This is a genomic window from Shewanella sp. GJ50-10 (assembly GCF_055808815.1).
In genome coordinates this window covers 1,085,331-1,105,221 of sequence record NZ_JBVVSS010000001.1, presented here as the reverse complement: position 1 = coordinate 1,105,221, position 19,891 = coordinate 1,085,331, and the positions used below count along the sequence as shown (strand labels likewise).

Below are 19,891 nucleotides of genomic sequence, written 5' to 3'. Positions count from 1 at the left end.
TGGAGACTATAGATGTTGAACTTTGCTGCCTAGATTTCATTCGAAATAAAAACACGTTACTCAAGGAAGGTGGATTACTGCATTATCATCTAAATAAAAAGTCATCTAATTAAAAGCCATCTAAATAAAAAGTCATCTAAATAAAAAGTCATCTAAATAAAACAGCTATCTGAATAAAAAGTCATCTGCGCAAAATTAGCTGTTAATAACAACCACGAAAAATCTACAACCTCTAACCAACATTGCAGTATTTATCGATAATAAGTCCACCAAGCTCGATTTCAGTTTCGAGATAGAAATAACAAGTGTGAACTGGGTTTGAAAGCTACAAATAAAATTGCATTCTTGAGACAGCAGAGTATCTTAAATATTGAAGAAGTTGTTTTACAGAAGGAATTAAGCATGGTTGAAATGGGTTTTAAAGTATTCTTTGTACTGGTTTTTTTCGTTATCGCCTACAAACTTATTTTTTCAGGGTCTCGAGGGTTAAAAATATTTGAGATGCATTTTAAGGATGGAAAACTTAATAGACATTCAGGAAAAATACCTGAACGTTTCTCTCGTGAGTGTAAAGCTATCGCCAAAGCGGAAAAGCTAACATGTACCATCAGAGCTGAGAAACTAGGTGATGTCAGGTTACATGTTTCAGCTAACGTGGGAGATAAACTGACCCAGCGTATTAGAAACGTATTTCCGTTTGAGTATTATGATAAAAAACAACCTGATAACTCTAAGTTAAAAGGCTGAACTAAAGACTGGCAACCTGATATTACTCAGATAAATTACTCAGATAATCTAGCGTTCGTTACCTTAAGGTTGTTTTTGAATCACTAAGGTAACTTGCGCCACTGTCACACCAAACTTAATGATGTCACTTTTATTAATGATGGTATTGTCATCGACTAAAAACATCCAATCATCGAAATAGACTTCGTATTCTGAATCATCCACGACTAAATTCATCTCGTAAGCCCAGCGAAGTGCACTTCCCTTGGCTTCACCTGTGGCTATGCCAGTAATATCATTGGCCGTACCTTCATACTTACCGTTACCTAAGTCTGTAATGTGCCAAATACGTGTTTGCTTCTCGCCATCATCGTAAATAAAGCGCTCATCGATGATACCTTTATTGCCTTGCCAACTCGCTTCCATAGTTACCGTAAACTTGCGTGTTACCGTGCCAGAGAAATCCTGCACGATACCTGCAGCGGTTAGATTACCGTCAAAGAATGTCTGTAGGTTTAGTATTGGCGTGGTTTTGTCATAATCTTCTATAGATGCTGATGAACAAGACATTAGTGTCAATGCAGCTAACACCACTAAGCAATAGGATTTAATTTGGCTGATTTTTTTCATTATTTAGAGGCTCCAATCAACTCTTGACGAAGTTCCGGTCTGCTTGTTTGCTCAGACAACCAAATATCTAAAAATGCTGCGGCAAAACCTGGCTCTTGAATAATAGGGAGAGCTTGGTCATTGAAATAAAATTGCCCTAGATTTTGATTGTGCATCATAAAACTCAACTTATCGCCTTCTTTTACATCAGGCCATGCTTGCTCAATTTGCTGCTGTAATCTTGCTATATCTTGATTATCGATGCCTATGTGTTGCCATTGGTCTACGGTGGCTTCAATTAAATCTTCGGCTTGGATATCGCGGTGATATTCAATCTCAAGTTTTAACGGAAATTGATTCTGCTTATATTCTCCGTCTACAGACATCAACTTGGCGCTGTAGATTGAAAACCAAAGTAAATCCATATCGGCCTCACCTACCATTTGCATGGTATCGAATGAGGCTTCACTTTGAGCAGAGCCTAGGAGTTGTGTTTGGCTGAGTGTGTCACTTTTTATTAGTGGATTTGCAGGTGAAGTGCTTGTTGATGACTCTGTAACCTGCGGTTCAGCTAATGAAGAAATGTCTGCTATATTTTCAGCAAAAGTAATTGGTGTAATAAAAACCAATGAACTAGCCACTACGAGTAGTCTTGTTAACCTTAGTGAACATAGCAACCCGCTAAAAGGCAATTTAACCTTGCTCAGCGACACATGACTATTCAGCATAACGTTTTCCTCAATTTGAGTAATATCTTCACTAAAACTCATACTAAATACTCTTTTCAAATACGGTTCTAGAATGCTTCAAACCAATAATCTTGGCTAACTGCAGTAACATCGGAAACAATAAGCTCCAAATGAAAAATAATCCTAGCGCCGAAAACAGTAACCCATGTGGTAATTCAACGGCGCCGAGGTTAGCTCCACCGATGTAACTCAAACTGCCAAATATTCCGCCCAACAAAGATTGTGCAGCGATGGGTAAATGATTAAATAACCCCAAGCTGTAGTTCAATGAAATAGCAAAATAGCCCCAAAGTAATCCGAGCCATAGCGGGAATACAGCAAACTCAAAAAAACCTGATATGGTCAGTAAAGAGTCAACAAGTACACCTAACAAACCGCAAGTAAACATCACTTTTACGTCATGTCTTTTTTGCTTACTGACGATAAAATGCCAAACAATCAATAAGGCAGGAATAACAACTAACTGATTTCCTGCAAGCACTCCGGCCCACCAAATCACTTGAAAAGCACAAGCGTTAATGATGTTAGTATGGCCAGATAAAGTCATGATTTAAGCGCCACTTGCTAAAGTGGTGCGATATTGAGGACGCACCGCAACAAGGTGCACTGTACTGGTGGTACGTTCTAAAAATCCACCCTCACAATAGCTCAGGTAAAATTTCCACATGCGGATGAAATCATCACCATAGCCTAACTGCTTAATCTGTTGTTGCGCCTTATCAAAACGTTCATGCCACTGATTAAGGGTTTGTGCATAATCTTTGCCCATATCATCTATGGACCAAACCACCATATCTGTCTGCTTGGCGATGTGCTTATTCATCTCACTCACCGACGGTAAACAACCACCAGGGAATATGTAGCGCTGAATGAAATCAACGCCTTTACGGTAACTGTCGTAGCGCTGATCAGCTATGGTAATAGCTTGGATTAACATGCGTCCTTCTGGTTTTAACAAGGTTTCTAGCTTCTTAAAAAATCCAGGTAGGTATTCATGCCCAACCGCTTCGATCATTTCAATTGAAACCACTCTGTCGTATTCGCCCGTTAGCAAACGGTAATCTTCTTTTAACAGGGTGACTTTATCGCCAAGGCCTTCTTGTGCCACTCTCGCAACAGCATAGTCATACTGAGCATCAGATATAGTTGTGGTTGTTACATCGACATCAAAATGCTTGGCGGCGTATATAGCTAAAGCTCCCCAACCTGTACCAACTTCTAATAAAGTCTGACCTGGTTTTAAATCTAAGCGCTCACAAATGGTATGTAGTTTATGCAGCTGCGCTTCTTCTAGGCTTGCTCCGCTGTGAGGATATAGTGCACTTGAATAAAGCATTTCTTTATCTAAGAACTGCTCATACATTGCATTACCCAAATCATAGTGTGCCAAAATATTACGTTTAGAACCCTCTGCGGAGTTACGATTGAACACATGAGTGAGTCGGTTCATGCCAACACTAAACCATGAAAAGTAACGCTCAATGTTATCTAACAATGCAAGGTTGCGCGCAAACAGCTGAACCACCTTTGTTAAATCAGGACTAGACCAGTGACCTTGAATATAAGCTTCACCTGCTCCAATAGAGCCGCCCCAGATAATCTGTTTATAAAAACTCGGGTGAGAGACTTGAATAGTTGCATGTAAATCGGAGTCAAAATCACCAAAAGAAAGGCTTTGCTCAGCAGCGGCTTTGCCGTCAGAGCTAACTATTGTTAAATAGCCACCAGAGAGATGTTGTAATGCACGTAATAAAATCTTCTTTGCAAAACCGTCTGAGATAGTCGCTTGTACTAAGCTTGCATTCGTTGCTGTATTTTCCATGTATCTCTCCGCTTCCTACTTAATGCTTTTATATCGATTGGGTTTCAATACGTAACAATATGGCTTTTGGTTTAATTTAACTTTGAGGGTGTGCCACAAAAGGGATTTTTTTGACAAATAACTTGAGCGCTTGCCAATAAATACCCCACATGATTTTCATTGTCATCACAGGAAAAGCAGTCAGCATCTGCCTGACATTGGCCGAACTAAACGGCTTACGCTGTAAATGTAAGCTGGCATCAAACAGCTTTTTATTATCATCATCGCGATTTTTAATAGTGACATTAAGACGTTTACTAGGGGGGACAATTTTCCATTGATAATGCATGTCGAGGTTTAAAAAAGGTGAAACATGAAATACTTTGTCTGTGGTTTGAGTATCTTGAATATCAACTAAATAACAATGGCGTTGATCCCACGGGGTATTACTGACTTCCGCGAGCATATATATCGGCTGGCCAGCTTGATAACAAAAATAGAAGTTAACAGGACTAAAATAAAAGCCAAAATGCCTAATTTGACCAGCAAATATAACTTCATCACAATCAAACTTGGCCCCAAGCTGCTTAATGGTCCACATCACACGTTGTTTAAGTGCTGCAGCTGGCGACAAAATGCTGTTTTCAGTTTCTAATTGTTCAACCGCTTGCTCCTCAAACTGACTCGCTAAGCTATTGAGGTAATCTTGCGGTTTAAATTTAAGTAACGACCATTTTGACATGCCAAATAACCGGCTCACTTTTTCAAGTTGACTGATTTCATCAAGATTTATCGCCATCAGTGCCATGTCATAACTAAAGCTATGAGATTTAGGGGTGAAGCGTCTGTGGCTCACTTCCCCTTGGTAAATGCCACTGCTAAATTGGCTAGGGCAGTCACTTAAATCTGCAATCATAAGCTAATGCCAAAGTTATTACAGACATCTAAGCCACTGCGTACACCGTCCTCATGGAAGCCGTTATACCAATATGCTCCAGCAAAATGCGTGTGCCGCACACCACAAATACGCGAGCGTTCTTTTTGGGCATTCATACTGGCTTCATTGAATACCGGATGGGCATAATTAAATTTACGTAATATCTTGCTGCTATCAATCAGATCAGTCTGATTAAGGGTGACACAAAATGTAGGCGCATCTTTTGGTAAGCGCTGTAAAATATTCATGTTATAGGTCACGCTCGCAGGCTTGTTGGCTATATCTGCAGCATCAACCCCTTCAAGACGATAATTCCAACTGGCCCAAGCTGCTTTTCGCTTAGGCAATAAACCAATATCGGTATGCAACACCACTTCGTTATTTTGATAGGCCATTGCGCCTAACACTTGCTGCTCATCTTCAGAGGCATCAGTTAACATAGCCAGTGCTTGATCACTGTGGCAAGCCAGCACTACTTCGTCAAAATATTGCACTTCACCATTATTAATACGGATATTAACCCCATCAGCTTTGCGCTCAATGGAAGTCACCCCAGAGTTCAAAAATAGACGTTCTTTAAATGGTTTGATAAGGGCAGGAATATAGCTGCGTGAGCCCCCTTCAAGGACATACCATTGTGGACGGTCGCTAATATTGAGTAATCCATGATGGTGGAAGAAGCGGATAAAGAACCGCAATGAAAACGCGCGCATGTCGTTGATGCTGGCAGACCATATCGCCGCGCCCATCGGCAGAATATAATGCTCACTGAAAAAATCAGAAAACCCTTCTTTATCTAAAAACTCGCCCAAGGATTCAATTTGATAATCTTCGGCTTCATAAATTCCTTTGCATTGATTATTAAATTTAACGATCTCTGCTAAAAAACGATAAAAATCGGGTTTTAATAAATTACGGCGTTGAGCGAACATACTCCAAAGCGTGTGACCATTGTACTCAAGCCCCGTTTTAGTGTTTTGTACACTAAAGCTCATTTCGGTCGGTAATGACTTAATGTCTAGGCGCGCCATTAGCTTCTGAAATCTAGGATAAGTTCTGTCATTGAACACAATAAATCCACTATCAATCGCGTAAGGTTTTCCTGCAACTTCAACATCAATTGTTGCAGTATGACCACCAATGTAATCATTAGCTTCAAATACAGTGACCTCATGCAGCTCGCTTAGTAAATGGGCGCATGTTAACCCTGATATCCCTGATCCGACTACGGCAATTTTTTTCATATTAATCCTTCAGGCTGTTATCTTTATAATTATTATCGATTTATTAGATTCGTTTACGGCTTTCACTCAGTTCAATTATTAGGCTTTGGGCTAAGTAAGCTGTTAATTATCGCGTTAGGCAAACAAGATAAAAGCTTTAGTATTAAGGTAAAACGCTTTGGAAAATGAATTTCATTTCGGCCTTTGTTCATGCCATTAACGATTTCGTCAGCGGCGATATCTGCACTAATCTGCATTGGCATAGCAAAGTCATTTTTGTCCGTTAATGGCGTTTTCACAAAACCTGGACAGATGACACTCACGCCAATATTGTGAGCTTTCAAATCTAATCGTAGACTGCAGGCAAGGTAGTTAACTGCAGCCTTTGATGCTCCGTAGGCTTCAGCTCTTGGAAAGGGTAAATAAGTTGCGCTTGAACTCATTAATCCAAGTCTACCGTTAGTCGCAATTAAAGGTAAAAAGTGCTGTAAGCAATAACCCATTGACACGACATTGGTTTGAATTACCCGCTCAAATAGAGCTCCGTCGAACTGAACAGGATCATCTATATACTCACAACTGCCAGCATTCAATATCACCATATTAAGTTTACAGTGAGTCATCACTAACGCTTCTTTAAGTCGCTGAGCAGCGTTTTCAATTTGATTTTTATCATTAATATCAAAAACAAGCGGATATGCTCCTTTGATATTTTGCAGTGATTGCTCATTACGCCCACAAGCGAACACCTGATATCCTTGGTCAACGTACTTCATTGCTAGTGCGAGACCGATACCAGAACTTGCTCCAGTTATTAGTACCGCAGCTTTAGAGTTCGATACCTGGCTAGCTTCATTGGTTTTTGCTTGGATATCAGCTGTCATGAGGATGCCTTAGACTTAACCATTTGGATAAGCTTGCCTAATAAAGGAAATGGTTCATAAAGCATCTGACCAAGGTCAAAGTAATCACGATGAGAAATAATTTTGTCAGTGAAAATAAGATGACTCATCCCTTCCACATGAATCTCACGACCGCTATTAAGCTTGCTATGGCTGTAAGTCATTTCCCAAAATACTGAGGCTTGTGACTGTTGCTCTGCTTCTAGTTGCGACTGTGGTTTTGCTTGTAATTGGGATTGAGGCAGTGACAGGGAAACATTCACTTGCTGTATATCAAATGATATCGAATCTACGTTTTCATAGAGGTTGGCAAAATAATTGCTCAGATTAACCAGCCCTTCTACTTTGTGCAGAGGGTCTTGGAACACAATATTGTTACTATATACCTGACTTAAAAGGTGCAAAGTATCTTTGTTAAGCTGCTGATACATGCTAATGAAGTCATCAATGATTTGCGGCTGCGCACGCTCATCGAAGCTCATCGGCTCAGGCATTTCACTAACAAGATTAGTGCTACTGTGCATTTAACTCTCCTTGAACCATCTCTTTAAACATCTTGTTTATTTTTTATTATTATTCAACAAGCTTGTCACTTCAGCTTTTTAACAATAAAAACGAGTAGTTATCTATTAATATTAATCTTAGTTGAGGGATTTGTCTTAAAAATAATCAAACAAGAATTAAATAATTTATTTAACGGTCAATACGCCTATTCGCCAACAACAGATCAAAAAAAAGCGTATAGATTTCTCTATACGCTTTTTCAAAACTAAACCGTTATTTAATGTTCAATAACAGCATTATCATCTAACAATATCTTAGCTAAGAGTTACTTATAACCTCTTACGGCAATTGGATTCCAGTGTTTTTCAACTTCATCCTTAATAAACATTTGCTTAGCTTCAGACAATTTTGCTTCATTAATCCCCACAGCTGCATGTGCAGACTCTTTAGAGCTAATATCAGGGTATTCAACCTTAGTCACTTTTAAGCCTTCTAACACTTGAGCTAACACTGCTCGTGCCATTTTAGCTTGTGAAGTGGCTCGAGTAAGCAACATGCGACCTTCATCTGGGTTATGTGCATATAATCCGTGAGATGCCATTGCAAAGTCCCAATGCCATTGACCATGACGAATAGCCATAATTGCACTGTTCATTTGTTCCCAGTTAGCACCTGCATCCCATGCAGCCTTAGCTTCATAGTGAGCTTTAACCAATAAGCCTTCAACTTCACGCGCCATGGTTTCAATTTCATGCTTATCAGCATCTAGCTTGGCTGTAATCTCTTCTTTACTTTCGTGACACCCGATACAGGTTTTATCAAAATGCGGCAGTGCTTTATCAACTTTATGGTTGGTAAATTCTTCGCCTTTGGCATTTTCTTCAACTGGCATATGACAGGTAATACAGGTCACATTCGCTTCAGCATGCTTACTGCGGCTCCAGTGCTCAAACTCAGGATGACGCGCTTTTAATATTGGTGTTTTCGAAATTGGGTGGATCCACTCGTAAAAACGGCGAGTATCGTAGTACTTCAGGATATTGTCAGTGTCACTACCGAAAATCCATGGCATGTTTACCACATTACTTTTTTCTGGCTGGAAGTAATAGGTCACATGACATTGACCACACACTTGCGCGCCTTGCATCGACACATCTTGTTTATCAAAAGGTATCCCAGTTTTCTTCATCGCATCTTGTGCATGAGGACGTGGTAAAGCTAAGTCAGCACTGCCGTCTACATGACAGTCTGTACAATAAACCACACTGTTAATTTCAGTGCCTAAATCAGTAAAGTTAGACGCAGAGTATCCTTCAAAGCCCATTTCTTTAATTAGACGAGGTGCATCAGGTGTTTTACAAGTCCAACAACTGGCTGAAGTGCCCTTTTCACCCTCTTTTGGTGGCACGCCAGTTCGTAATGTTTGGGTGACATCAGCCACTGCAAATTGGTGACCACGAGGGCTGTGATATTCTTTAGCAAAAGAAGAGCCCGCCCATAAAATAATATTGGCAGGGTAACTAGCAAGCATATCTTCACGTTCTGTTTGCTCTTCAGTCTCAGCCCAAGTTTTAAATTGGTCAGGAAACTTAGCTTCGTTAACGTCAGCTTTGGCAATGGCTGTTGCACAGGTTGTAGCACCTAAAATAGACATTAAGATAGTGCTAACACGCTTGCTTAATCGGCTAACTGCTATGTATTTTTTAGCAAACAATGCTAATTGCATATTCACAACTCTTCCTTTAAAAATCATCAAAAATGGTTCGATAACATAATGTTGTTATCAACCTGGACGTCCATCAATTCGAGGACGGGATAAAATTGGACTGTAATGCCAAACAAAAAGTCCAAAAGCTAAAAACCAAAATCCACCCGCTAACCATAACCAAGTTTGGGTTTGCGCAGGGAATATCAACGGCATTACCGCACGCAATAAAGCGGCAATGGGTAAACTGGCAAAGGCCAATACCATATTCGGGCCTTGATATATATTTCTGCTGGTATGCCCAAGAGATACTCTAGAAATCATTGATAAACACAATGAAGCTAAGCAACCTATGGCAAATAAGTGTAATAAACTTCGGTAGGCAAATTCATTATTAATAAACCAACCTAAGCCCAACAAAGCGATGGGTAAAGATAAATATGATAAGTGCAGCGACCACAGCATTGGCTCTTTCAATGTTTTATGAGGCAACCAGCGGCTTATTCGAATCAAATGCAACATACCAGCGCTGAACAATAACACTTGTTCAACTGCCATAGGGAAAACTTTAAAAATGGCTTGCACAACCAGTGTAATCATTAATACCAATAGGCTTTTTTCTAAAGCAAAAATCGGTTCAGCTTTGGTTTGCTTAACTCGCATTGCAGTGAAGAAAGGAATAACTCTTCCTCCCACAATGGTAATCAACAGTGCCAGCCAAAATAACATTCCTTGCCATATTTGATTAGCTAAAATGAAATTACGTTCTTGTAATGCGTAATAACTCACAAGATTAACAATCAAGGCTACTGTAAGCATGATCGAAAAACCGATATTTTGCCATTGCTTAACGCGATAAACACAGCGCCACATAGTAAAAGCAGCAATGCCTAGAAATATACTGTCGAATAATGCAGGAAAATATAATGGGATATCAAAAGGCAGTAGCAGTAACAGCCTTGCTAGCAACCAACTACCGAATGTGATGGCAAGAGTGGGGCCTTTTAGGCTGGGTTGATTAGTCCAGGTTTGTACTGCTGTGAGCAAGAAGCCGCACACAATCGCCATAGCAAAACCAAATAGTAGCTCATGAGGATGCCACCATAACGGCAATACATTCGACCAAAAGTTACTGTTAAATAAACTGTACTCAGGTGTATACCAGCCCATTAACCATAGTGGGATGTACAACATCGCCAAAGCTGCACCACCTAAGAAAAAAGGTCTGAATGCTAATCGCCATATTGCTGCGGTTTTTTCAGTTTCAGCTGGGTCATCAATATTTAGCATAGTTATCAAACCTTTTTAATAAAAATTAAAGATGCATTTAAAATATATGTTTATTGTATGTTGTTATCTCTCATCCAGCAATCATAAAAAATGAATAGTCTTATTAACCTAGCTGAATCTGTGATCTCTCGCAAAGTATGTGACCAAAAATAGCTCAATAAAAAACCACCCTAAGGTGGTTTGTGTAAGCAGGTTTGAGAAAGATGCTACATGTCTATACGGTTGCGGCTTATTGTCCTTTCACAACGCTAACGCTTTAGCGAACTTAACACCTCAATGGCGCGTTTTCGTGCAGAACTATGCTCCACAATCGGTAATGGATACGCAGCATTTGAAGCCTCAGCTGAACTGTTGCTTACAGCGCTAGCCGCTTCAAAGCGGACTTCTACAGAGTCTGCAGAAAATAAGTCCATTGTATCAAGCGCAGAATCACTAGATCCTTCAACAAATAGCGGCTGATGAATAGCTTTTAGCGGTTGATTCGATAATTCGGGCACAAATCGTTTAATAAAGCTGGCATCAGGATCAAATTTACTGCTCTGATTCATCGGGTTAAACACTCTAAAATAAGGTTGAGCGTCGCAACCTGTACCTGCAGACCATTGCCAACCGCCATTGTTTGCAGCTAAGTCACCATCAATAAGTTGTTGTCTAAAATATTTCTCCCCCAACGCCAATCAATCAGTAAGTGTTTGGTCAGGAAACTCGCTACGACCATTCTTAAACGATTGTGCATCCAACCCGTTTGATTAAGTTGCCTCATCGCGGCATCAACGATTGGATAACCCGTGCGCCCTTCACACCATGCCGCAAATTCAGTTTTATCGTTTCGCCATAGTACATAGTCGCCTTTTTCATTGAAGCTTTTACCTTTTGAAAGGCGTGGAAAAGCGACTAACAAATGACGATAAAACTCTCGCCACGCTAGTTCATTGACCCAAGTTTTAGCAGGACTGGTGTCGTCCACCAGCGCTTCAGGGTAATGATTTAACGCAGCAACTAAACATTGCTTGGCACTAATCACTCCAATCGCTAAGTAAGGTGATAATTTACTGGTGTTGTCTAGCGCAGGGAAATCCCGTTCGAGTTGATAGTCTTGAATATGATTCTGGCAAAATTGAGTAAGTATTCGTTTCGCTTCGCCTTCACCGGCTCGCCACAATTTACTTGAACGTTTATCTGCATCAAAATTGATAGTAGCAGGTGGGGGAAGCGCTGCACCGATAGGGCTAGGAACGGATAAAGGCATGATCATTTTACTTGCCGCTATCTCACGCCATTTTTTAGAAAAAGGCGTGAAAACTTTATACATCTGCCCTGCTAGATTGTTCACCTCGCCTGCATTAATAATGCAATCTTGAGCAACAAAAGTGATGGGCAAACCAATATCCAGCAATTGCTGATCTCGTTTACGCTCATTAAATTCAGGCTCTTGGCTCGCAAAGACTTGCTCAATCTGATTATCGGCCAAAAAACTTGGCATCCAATCCATTACATCATCAAACCAAGGTAATGTAACCACATTGAGTTTGACCCCTAGTGCGGCTAACCCTTGCGCCAAAATATTCAAATGACGTTCAATAAAATCTATTTGAATTGCCGCAACATCATGGCTTTGCCATTGCTCAGGGCTGACTATGTATAACGCCTCGACTTGAGCTGAAGCTTTCTCTTGTGACGCTGATTGTCGCATTGCAAATTCAATAGCTTCACAAACAGCTAGATTGTCAGCAAGACGTAAATCTTGCCTAAACCAAATCAGAGTTTTCATCATTGCGACCTCAATAACAGCAATATTTTTCAACAAATAACTATCAACAAATACGTATCAACAAATACGTATCAACAAATACGTATCAACAAAAAAATTATATCAGCAGGGTTACAGATAGACGTCGCTGTTTATCAACGTCAATCTGCATTACCAAGTTTTAGGTTGAGTAAAAAGCTTAACTAGTAAGCGTAACGAAGTCTTAGCGCTTCAGGATGTGGATTAAGATAAACCTGCCCTTCAATATACGGAGTAGGATATTCTCGTAAATAATGGTTAATCAGTGTGATAGGTACAAGTAAAGGCAGTAGCCCTTCACGGTACTTCATGATTGATTCAGTCAGCTCTTGCTTCTGCTCTTTTGACAGGTGCTTTTTAAAGTACCCTTGAATATGTTGCAGAGTGCTGGTGTGGTTTTTACGGGTCGCTTTAATTTTTAACGCCGTCATAAAACCAACAAAATAGGTTTGGGCTGTGGCATCAAGATCATCAATGTTCGCTAAAATCGGCCCTAAATCACGATACCATTGAGGGCTATGAGCCATTAAAAGGTACTTATAACGCGCATGAAACTGCATGAGTTTATGCTTGGTCCAGCCTGCAGCTTGCAAGGTATGCCACTCATGATAGGCATATACTCGAGTGATAAAGTTTTCTTTAATCACTGGATCATGCAAGCGCCCCTCTTCTTCCACTGGTAACTCTGGGTAAGTATCCATCAATTTTTTTGCAAATACACCCACGCCACTTTTAGTACCATTATTGGTGCCATACTTGTATTCAATCACCCGCTCCATTCCGCAAGTTGGGGACTTAGCACAAAGAATATAACCACCAATAAAGTTGAGTTCACCAACTCGTTTTTTACTGTACTCTTCAAGTTTATCGGTGACATCAATACTGCCATCGGCACTTTTTAAATAAATTTTATCGCCGTCGAGCTCTTGACGAATAGTCTTACGAGGAGCGCCCATACCTATAGCCATTTCAGGACAGACACTGATGTAGTCAAAAAATGGGGCGAGGTCGATATTGCAGTAATTTGAGTTTTTATGGCCGCCGTCAAAACGTACTTTTTGACCTAATAGGCAGCTGCTGATACCGATTTGTATTTTTTCAGGATTAAAGACTTCTTTATTCACGATAGGACTCCTTGTGGCTTAAACAACATTACGTGCTGTAATGGTTTTCAGATCACTTGTGCCTATTGATATTAGCCTTTAACTCATTAAATTTTAATAAAAAGAATTATTTTTATTTTGTTATCTTGAAATGATTGAGTTTGAAGAATGGTAGAGAGGGTGTGCAGCATTAATCACAAAAGAATTTACTGGCTGGTCAAAGCCAGTAAATTAAGAGTTTAGGATAGGTTAAGGTAAATTAAGACGCTTTTTGAGCTGAACGCTCGCCAAATTTCTCTAACCCCCAAACTAAGCCTATTCCCAACAATAAACAAGCGATGGCAGCCGCTAATTGCGATGAATGACCTGTTAATTGCTCAAACTGCATCGGAGAAATATTTTGCTCCAATAAAGGCACTTGCTCGCCTTTGGAGTTTTCACGCCAAGTCAGTACTTCTTTCCAAGGCCAAATTTTACCCAGCGTGCCTAGCATTAATCCCGTTAGAAATAGCAAAGTTTCATCATGGTATTTACGTAACATGGCCGATAACACATGGCTAAAGCTTAATAGCCCGACGACACAGCCAAGAGCAAAACAAGCAAGTAGCACAATATCAAAGCTTCTTGCAGCAGCGAGCACCGCAGGGTATAGCCCTAATAGTAATAAAATGAAGCTGCCGGAAATGCCCGGTAAAATCATCGCACAAATCGCGATACAACCAGCAAAGAAGAAATTAAGGTAACCAGCATCCAACTCTATTGGATTTAATACCGTAATAAACCACGCAAAGGCAACACCTAAAACGAATAAGACACAACGTAATAGGTTGATACTTTTGACTTGTTTAAGCATGTGAATAACAGAAAACAAGATTAAGCCAAAAAAGAACGACCAAACTGGTACAGGGTGATTAGTTAACAACCATGAAATAAGCTTAGCAAGGCTAAATATACTAGTGAGGATCCCGCCGAAGACGGCCACCAAAAATGGGCCATTAATGTGCATAAACGCAGCTTTAACACCTTGTTGTTTCACAATGCCGAATAGCGACGGATTAATCTTTTTAATCCCATCTAACAAAGGCTCTAAAATCCCAGTAATAAAAGCAATGGTGCCGCCCGATACACCAGGCACAACATCAGCTGCGCCCATCGCCATTCCCTTGAAATAATTTAATAGTTGCTGCAAAGCCAATCCTTAATCAAACATCTGAAACTAAATTTTAATTATCTGGTGCTGTGACAAACAAAACTGTCAGAAGTGCCAAAAAGTGTTTAGCCGAATTATACCTGCAACTTTGCCTGAAACTAATTAATCTTTTTTCAATTTCATTCGCTTATGTGCAATCGGTTACAAGAATGTTAAGCTAAAGCCCAAACAACTCATCAGACCAGATGTAAAAATAATTCTAATAAGAGAAGGATTGATATGAGCAGCACAAAACCCAACCACGTATTAGCTTTATATAATAAAGTCACTAAGTACCCTTTTGGGCATAAGATTTTTTCAATCATGGTCTCGAGAATGGCGCCCTACTTTGCCACCGTAAAGCCACTTGTGACCGAGCTTAAGGAAAATCGCTGTGCTTGTTTAATTAAAAAGCGCAAAGCAGTTCATAACCATATTCAAACCGTACATGTGATTGCGATTTGTAATGGCCTAGAAATGGCGATGGGGGTTATGGCTGAAGCTTCAGTGCCAAAACATTTGCGTTGGATACCTAAAGGGATGTCGGTGGATTACACAGCTAAAGCAGGCAGTGATATTTTATGTGTAGCAGAAGTTACTCCTGAGCAATGGCAAGTCGGTGACTTATTGGTTCCAGTCAATGCATACGATACTGATGGCAATGTCGTGGTAAAAGGCACCATCAAATTATGGATTTCTGAAAAACCACAAAAGTAGCTCAGACAACCTAAGCCCTCACTCTGTTTCGAAAGCTTAACCCTGTATCTTTTTTAATCGCAGGCTGTTAGGCTTTCAGTTTACTACCACTCAAAAACATAATAAAAATAAAGATATGAATAGCGAAAAGGATTCTGCAGCTCATATTAGTAAGCCCTCTATTGCTGCTAAAACGAATACAACCTCCAATACAATCTCTAGTACGATCTCTAATGCAAGCCCCAATACAGCAGCAAATACAACTGCTGACTCATTTAGTCAACGAACTAATACGATTAATGAAAGTCATGGCAATCGTAATACCAATATAGATGCACTTAGAGGTATTGCCATATTGGGCATTTTATTCATGAATATCTTTTTCATGAACGACAGTTTTTACGGCTACGCACCTCATTTACCACAAATTCAATCTGACAAAATACTAGAGGTATTCAGTAATTTCTTCCTTGAAGGACGTTTTTTAAGCTTACTATCAATATTGTTTGGAGCAGGGTTAATAATTCAATACCGCCGCTTTGAAGCAAATGGTTTACCCGCTTATCCATTGATTAAAAAACGCTTAAAATGGCTAATAGTGTTTGGGGTACTCCATGGAGTTTTCATCTGGGGCGGCGATATCCTACTGACATATGGTATCAGCGCATTTTTAGCACTTAATTATATCAATTCAGATATAAACACGATTAAAAAACGCGCCAGCCAATTCATCTTTGCTGCATTAGCTTTGGTGGCTTTATTTAGTTTAGCGATAGAAGATGAGCAATATTTTAGAGGCTCTGAATTACACCTGCAGCAACTCAACGACTGGTCAGCGAGTTATTTAGATATTGTGTTGCTGCAATTGATGCAAGTAGGTTTTATGTTGCTGATTATTCCGCTTACTCTAATGTGGTTTGCTGCTGGATTAATGATGTGGGGAATGGCACTGTATCAGCAAGGTGTGTTTGAATATGGCTTAGATAAAAATAGCGTAATAAAGTGTGTTGTAGTGACGGTCGTTTTATCAAGCATGGACTCAATACTGAGCTTTTCAGCAAGTCCTGTTCTAGTCGAGTTTTCGTCTGTATTAATGATGCTGAGTGCATTTGCTATGGCACTCATTTATATTCATTTGGTGGTAAAAGTCTGTCAAAACAGTCATCACATCCTCTCTTCGTTTCAGGCTGTAGGTAAGCTCGCCTTTAGCTGTTATATCCTACAATCTTTAATTGGTGTGGCGATATTTCGATATGGCATCAATCATTATTCAGCCGATTTATATATGACATTGAATAGAGTCGACTATTTCCTTATCGCAATGGTCATAACACTGTTACAGTTAGTGTTAGCGCCAATGTACCTTCGCTACTTTAAACAAGGCCCGTTAGAAGCGTTATGGCGCAAGCTGGTGATGAGAAACATTGTCAGCCAATAATCTATTTAGTTGATATGCATAGCGAATAAATCAGGAAGGCTCATGAACTTATTAACAAAATTATTAATATCCAGTATTGCACTAGTATCTTTAACTAGCTGTGTGAGCTGGGTTGCGCCTAGCGTTGAGTCTGAGTTAGTTGAACTGCAATCAGGTGAATATCAATTAGATGAAAACCACGCGGCGTTAATATTTAAAATCCAGCATCTTGGTTTATCCACCTACGTAGGCCGCTTTAATCAATTTGACGCTGGGCTTAACTTTGACCCAAACAATATGGCTGCCGCCACCCTCAACGCAGTGGTTGAAATCAACTCTATTGATATCAATAATCCAGACTTAGCCGAGACATTACAAGAAGACACTTGGTTTTACAGTACCAAGTTCCCTCAAGCTGTATTTACAAGCCACACAGTCACGCCAATATCTGATAGCAGTTTTAACTTCAGCGGCGATTTAACCTTGCGTGGAGTGACTAAGCCGGTGACGTTTAAAGCAACATTTCATGGCGGCGCGGATAATTGGATGACAGGAAAATACACCGTTGGCTTTAGTGCTGTTGGACAAATAAAACGATCTGATTTCGGTATGAGCAGTTATATTCCTATTGTCGGTGATGAAATCGATTTAGAGATTTATGCTGAGTTTTTAAAGTAGCTTTAATCAACTGACTATTGTGTAGTTTTAAAAGTTCAGACTAACTTTTTAGAGGCTAATTTTAGAAACTATTCTTTAGAGAATCAGTTTAGAAAATAACATAAAGAACCCAATATGAAAATTTTCGGTCTTATTAGTTTAACCATCATGTTAGTGGTTGGTTTTATGGTTTCGGTTAATTTAGGTTACTACTTAGTGGCAGTTAACGTTATTAGTGCCTTCATCACTTGGCGTGATAAACGTGCCGCCAGTAAGCAAAAATGGCGTATTCAGGAGCAAACACTCCATGGATTTGCACTTATTGGTGGATGGCCTGCAGGGATTGTGGCTCAGGAAGTGTTTCGTCATAAAACCCAAAAAACACCTTTTAAGTGGATTTACCGCTTGATGATTTTACTGAATTTTTCTTTCGCATCCTTGATGGCTTACATCACCTTTTTCACTCAATAATGTCACATTCCGCTGATAAATTCGCGGTCTGATAAAACCTAAGCACAACATTTCAAGCTTTCGCTTTACCCTGCTAAATTCAATCAGTAACATGCATAACTAGATTATCTACAAGCGTTTATATCGAAAGCTAATAATACAAGCAAGCTCACTGGTAGCTCTGCTACAACCTTTGGCTTTTCAGCGATATAAACATAAAAATATACATAGGAATAAATACTATGAAAGTCGTTTTGGCTGTATGCGTTATCGCAGGACTCATCTTTTACTTTTTCACTCAATCAAATAATAAAAAAGCGGCGCAAGAGAATATCGTTAAAGGTGATGCTTTCTTACTAGACAACCAACAAAAAGAAGGTGTGGTCACAACACTTTCTGGTCTGCAATATTTAGTGATGCACAAAGGTGAAGGCACTGAGCATCCTAAAGCGACCGAAACAGTTACAGTGCATTACCATGGCACCTTAATTGACGGCACGATTTTCGATAGCTCAGTTGACCGAGGTCAAAGTATTGATTTCCCACTTAATCGCGTAATTCCTGGCTGGACTGAAGGCGTGCAATTAATGAATGTTGGCGACAAATTTAAGTTTTTTGTACCAAGTACATTAGCTTATGGAAATCGTGCTGCAGGTAAAATTGAAGGCGGCTCAGTGCTGATTTTTGAAGTTGAGCTTTTAGCGATTAACTAATCTCTGATTGCTGATAGTTAATTATTAATAGCTTCTTCAATCCAATAAAATGCCCGATTGGTTAAACCAGTCGGGCATTTTTGTCTCTTATTAAAGCTAGTCTGTTATATAAACCTAGTCTCTTTATTAAAGCGACTTTAGGCCTTTTCAGTAAAATCAGCCTAGATAAAATGGGTCATCAATAGATTTTGCCGGCAGCGTGAACCAAACAGGGCCAGATTCTGTCATGTAAAAATGATCTTCATGACGCACACCAAACTCACCAGGAACACATAACATAGGCTCGTTACTAAAGCACATACCAGCTTCTAAAGGTGTGTGATCATTTAACACTAAATAAGGCCACTCATGAATATCAAGTCCTACACCATGACCTGTTCGGTGCGGTAAACCAGGGACATCATATCTAGGTCCAAAACCAGCATCGACAATCACAGCTCTAGCAGCTTTATCGACATTAGCGCAGGTTTCTCCAATTTGTGCTGCTGCAAAAGCGGCTAATTGCGCCTCTTGCTCAAGCGCCCACAAACTACGTTGACGATCATTTGCCTCACCATAAACATAAGTTCGAGTAATATCAGAGTTATAGCCGCCTAACTGACAACCTGTATCAATCAAAACAGTATCATTTTTTTCGAGTGTTTTAGGAGATTTAACGCCATGCGGATAAGCGGTATCTTCACCAAATAGCACAATACAAAAATACGAACCAGCAGCTGCGCCAACACGTTTATGTGCTTCATGGATAAAGGCTTCAACCTCTGATGTGCTAATCCCTTCATGTAGCATGCTGGCTGTAGCAACATGCACAGCTAAAGTCATATCTTTAGCGCGTTGAAGTAAAGCAAGCTCAGCTGCAGACTTGATCATTCTGCAACCTGCAGTAATGCTTTTAGCATTAATGTAGTTATAGCTGTCATCAGCAAGTCGCATACCATCAAAAATGAAAAAGGCAGTCGACTCATCAATGCCTACCTTTCCGCCTTTAATCCCCATATTCGCCAAGGTCTGAGCGAATAAAGCATATGGACTTTCATCTTCTTGCCAAGTATTTACCTTGCCTTTAATTGCCATATACCCTTCCAAGGTATCTAACTCAAATGCTGGGGCAATATACTCAACCTCACCAACAGCTGGAATAATGGCACCGACAACTCGCTCACTGGCGTACCATTTTGTTCCCGTAAAATAGTACAGATTGGTACCTGCATTAACATAAATGGCTTCAATACCTTGCTGTTGCATTAAGCGTTGAGCTTTAGCAATACGCTGTTCAAATTCATGTAAACCTATGCTGGCAACATCCATTGTCATATCCGACAAACTGGCTAATGCCTGCTCTTGGGTTTGAGTACCGACACCTATGGTCATAAGTGACTCCAAAATTAAGGGTGATGAGATATTTGCCATAGTGTAAACTGCAAATTAAAA

General features: G+C 39.9%; 19 protein-coding genes and 1 pseudogene. 6 read left to right on the top strand and 14 right to left on the bottom strand.

Annotation, left to right across the window (positions count from 1 at the left end; all coding sequences use genetic code 11):
• The first annotated feature begins 402 nt into the window (after positions 1-402).
• Positions 403-747: a DUF3634 family protein gene (locus AC0L4E_RS04595; protein ID WP_220751628.1), complete on the top strand. Its 345-nt coding sequence runs from the start codon at positions 403-405 to the stop codon at positions 745-747.
• 63 nt (positions 748-810) lie between these two features.
• Here AC0L4E_RS04595 and AC0L4E_RS04590 read toward each other — a convergent pair whose 3' ends face one another.
• From AC0L4E_RS04590 to AC0L4E_RS04530, 13 genes and pseudogenes are all read right to left on the bottom strand, one after another.
• The gene (locus AC0L4E_RS04590; RefSeq protein WP_473678203.1) at positions 811-1,356 is read right to left on the bottom strand and encodes a DUF3833 domain-containing protein; all 546 of its coding nucleotides are present in this window, start codon (positions 1,354-1,356) and stop codon (positions 811-813) included.
• The gene (locus AC0L4E_RS04585) at positions 1,356-2,105 is read right to left on the bottom strand and encodes a chalcone isomerase family protein (protein WP_473678202.1); all 750 of its coding nucleotides are present in this window, start codon (positions 2,103-2,105) and stop codon (positions 1,356-1,358) included. Before AC0L4E_RS04585 ends, AC0L4E_RS04590 begins: the two co-directional genes overlap by 1 nt.
• 1 nt (position 2,106) lies before the next feature.
• Entirely contained in the window at positions 2,107-2,631 is a 525-nt protein-coding gene (locus AC0L4E_RS04580) for a DUF2878 domain-containing protein (RefSeq protein ID WP_473678201.1), read from the bottom strand.
• A 3-nt stretch (positions 2,632-2,634) separates the two neighbouring features.
• Positions 2,635-3,906 (bottom strand): class I SAM-dependent methyltransferase, encoded by a 1,272-nt coding sequence (locus tag AC0L4E_RS04575; protein WP_473678200.1) that lies wholly within the window; start codon positions 3,904-3,906, stop codon positions 2,635-2,637.
• A gap of 76 nt (positions 3,907-3,982) precedes the next feature.
• The gene (locus AC0L4E_RS04570; protein ID WP_473678199.1) at positions 3,983-4,801 is read right to left on the bottom strand and encodes a DUF1365 domain-containing protein; all 819 of its coding nucleotides are present in this window, start codon (positions 4,799-4,801) and stop codon (positions 3,983-3,985) included.
• On the bottom strand, positions 4,798-6,066 hold the full coding sequence (locus AC0L4E_RS04565; RefSeq protein WP_473678198.1) for an NAD(P)/FAD-dependent oxidoreductase: 1,269 nt from the start codon (positions 6,064-6,066) through the stop codon (positions 4,798-4,800). The genes AC0L4E_RS04570 and AC0L4E_RS04565 overlap by 4 nt, the downstream gene beginning before the upstream one ends.
• Positions 6,067-6,137: 71 nt before the next feature.
• Positions 6,138-6,929: an SDR family NAD(P)-dependent oxidoreductase gene (locus AC0L4E_RS04560; protein WP_473678197.1), complete on the bottom strand. Its 792-nt coding sequence runs from the start codon at positions 6,927-6,929 to the stop codon at positions 6,138-6,140.
• Entirely contained in the window at positions 6,926-7,471 is a 546-nt protein-coding gene (locus tag AC0L4E_RS04555) for a nuclear transport factor 2 family protein (RefSeq protein WP_473678196.1), read from the bottom strand. The genes AC0L4E_RS04560 and AC0L4E_RS04555 overlap by 4 nt, the downstream gene beginning before the upstream one ends.
• A gap of 305 nt (positions 7,472-7,776) precedes the next feature.
• Positions 7,777-9,177, bottom strand: a complete 1,401-nt coding sequence (locus AC0L4E_RS04550; protein ID WP_473681520.1) for an ammonia-forming cytochrome c nitrite reductase subunit c552 — start codon at positions 9,175-9,177, stop codon at positions 7,777-7,779.
• A gap of 57 nt (positions 9,178-9,234) precedes the next feature.
• Complete coding sequence (locus AC0L4E_RS04545) at positions 9,235-10,446, bottom strand: NnrS family protein (RefSeq protein WP_473678195.1); 1,212 nt, start codon at positions 10,444-10,446, stop codon at positions 9,235-9,237.
• A gap of 248 nt (positions 10,447-10,694) precedes the next feature.
• Positions 10,695-12,220, bottom strand: a pseudogene (locus tag AC0L4E_RS04540) (cryptochrome/photolyase family protein).
• Positions 12,221-12,399: 179 nt separating this feature from the next.
• Positions 12,400-13,359 carry a YbgA family protein gene (locus AC0L4E_RS04535; protein WP_473678194.1) on the bottom strand — a complete coding sequence of 320 codons (960 nt, stop codon included), beginning with the start codon at positions 13,357-13,359 and terminating at the stop codon, positions 12,400-12,402.
• Between the two features lie 238 nt (positions 13,360-13,597).
• Entirely contained in the window at positions 13,598-14,527 is a 930-nt protein-coding gene (locus tag AC0L4E_RS04530) for a polyprenyl-phosphate transporter (RefSeq protein ID WP_473678193.1), read from the bottom strand.
• A 240-nt stretch (positions 14,528-14,767) separates the two neighbouring features.
• Between AC0L4E_RS04530 and AC0L4E_RS04525 the strand changes: the two genes are divergently transcribed.
• The 5 genes from AC0L4E_RS04525 (at position 14,768) to AC0L4E_RS04505 (ending at position 18,460) form a co-directional block, all read left to right on the top strand.
• On the top strand, positions 14,768-15,244 hold the full coding sequence (locus tag AC0L4E_RS04525) for a hotdog fold domain-containing protein (protein ID WP_285164644.1): 477 nt from the start codon (positions 14,768-14,770) through the stop codon (positions 15,242-15,244).
• A gap of 115 nt (positions 15,245-15,359) precedes the next feature.
• Positions 15,360-16,661, top strand: a complete 1,302-nt coding sequence (locus tag AC0L4E_RS04520) for a DUF418 domain-containing protein (protein ID WP_473678192.1) — start codon at positions 15,360-15,362, stop codon at positions 16,659-16,661.
• 42 nt (positions 16,662-16,703) lie between these two features.
• The gene (locus tag AC0L4E_RS04515) at positions 16,704-17,318 is read left to right on the top strand and encodes a YceI family protein (protein ID WP_473678191.1); all 615 of its coding nucleotides are present in this window, start codon (positions 16,704-16,706) and stop codon (positions 17,316-17,318) included.
• Positions 17,319-17,432: 114 nt separating this feature from the next.
• Positions 17,433-17,768, top strand: a complete 336-nt coding sequence (locus AC0L4E_RS04510; RefSeq protein WP_473678190.1) for a DUF1294 domain-containing protein — start codon at positions 17,433-17,435, stop codon at positions 17,766-17,768.
• A 221-nt stretch (positions 17,769-17,989) separates the two neighbouring features.
• Complete coding sequence (locus AC0L4E_RS04505; RefSeq protein ID WP_473678189.1) at positions 17,990-18,460, top strand: FKBP-type peptidyl-prolyl cis-trans isomerase; 471 nt, start codon at positions 17,990-17,992, stop codon at positions 18,458-18,460.
• A 156-nt stretch (positions 18,461-18,616) separates the two neighbouring features.
• Here the strand turns inward: AC0L4E_RS04505 and AC0L4E_RS04500 are convergent, their stop codons facing one another.
• Positions 18,617-19,831: a M24 family metallopeptidase gene (locus tag AC0L4E_RS04500; RefSeq protein WP_473678188.1), complete on the bottom strand. Its 1,215-nt coding sequence runs from the start codon at positions 19,829-19,831 to the stop codon at positions 18,617-18,619.
• Between the last annotated feature and the right edge of the window lie 60 nt (positions 19,832-19,891).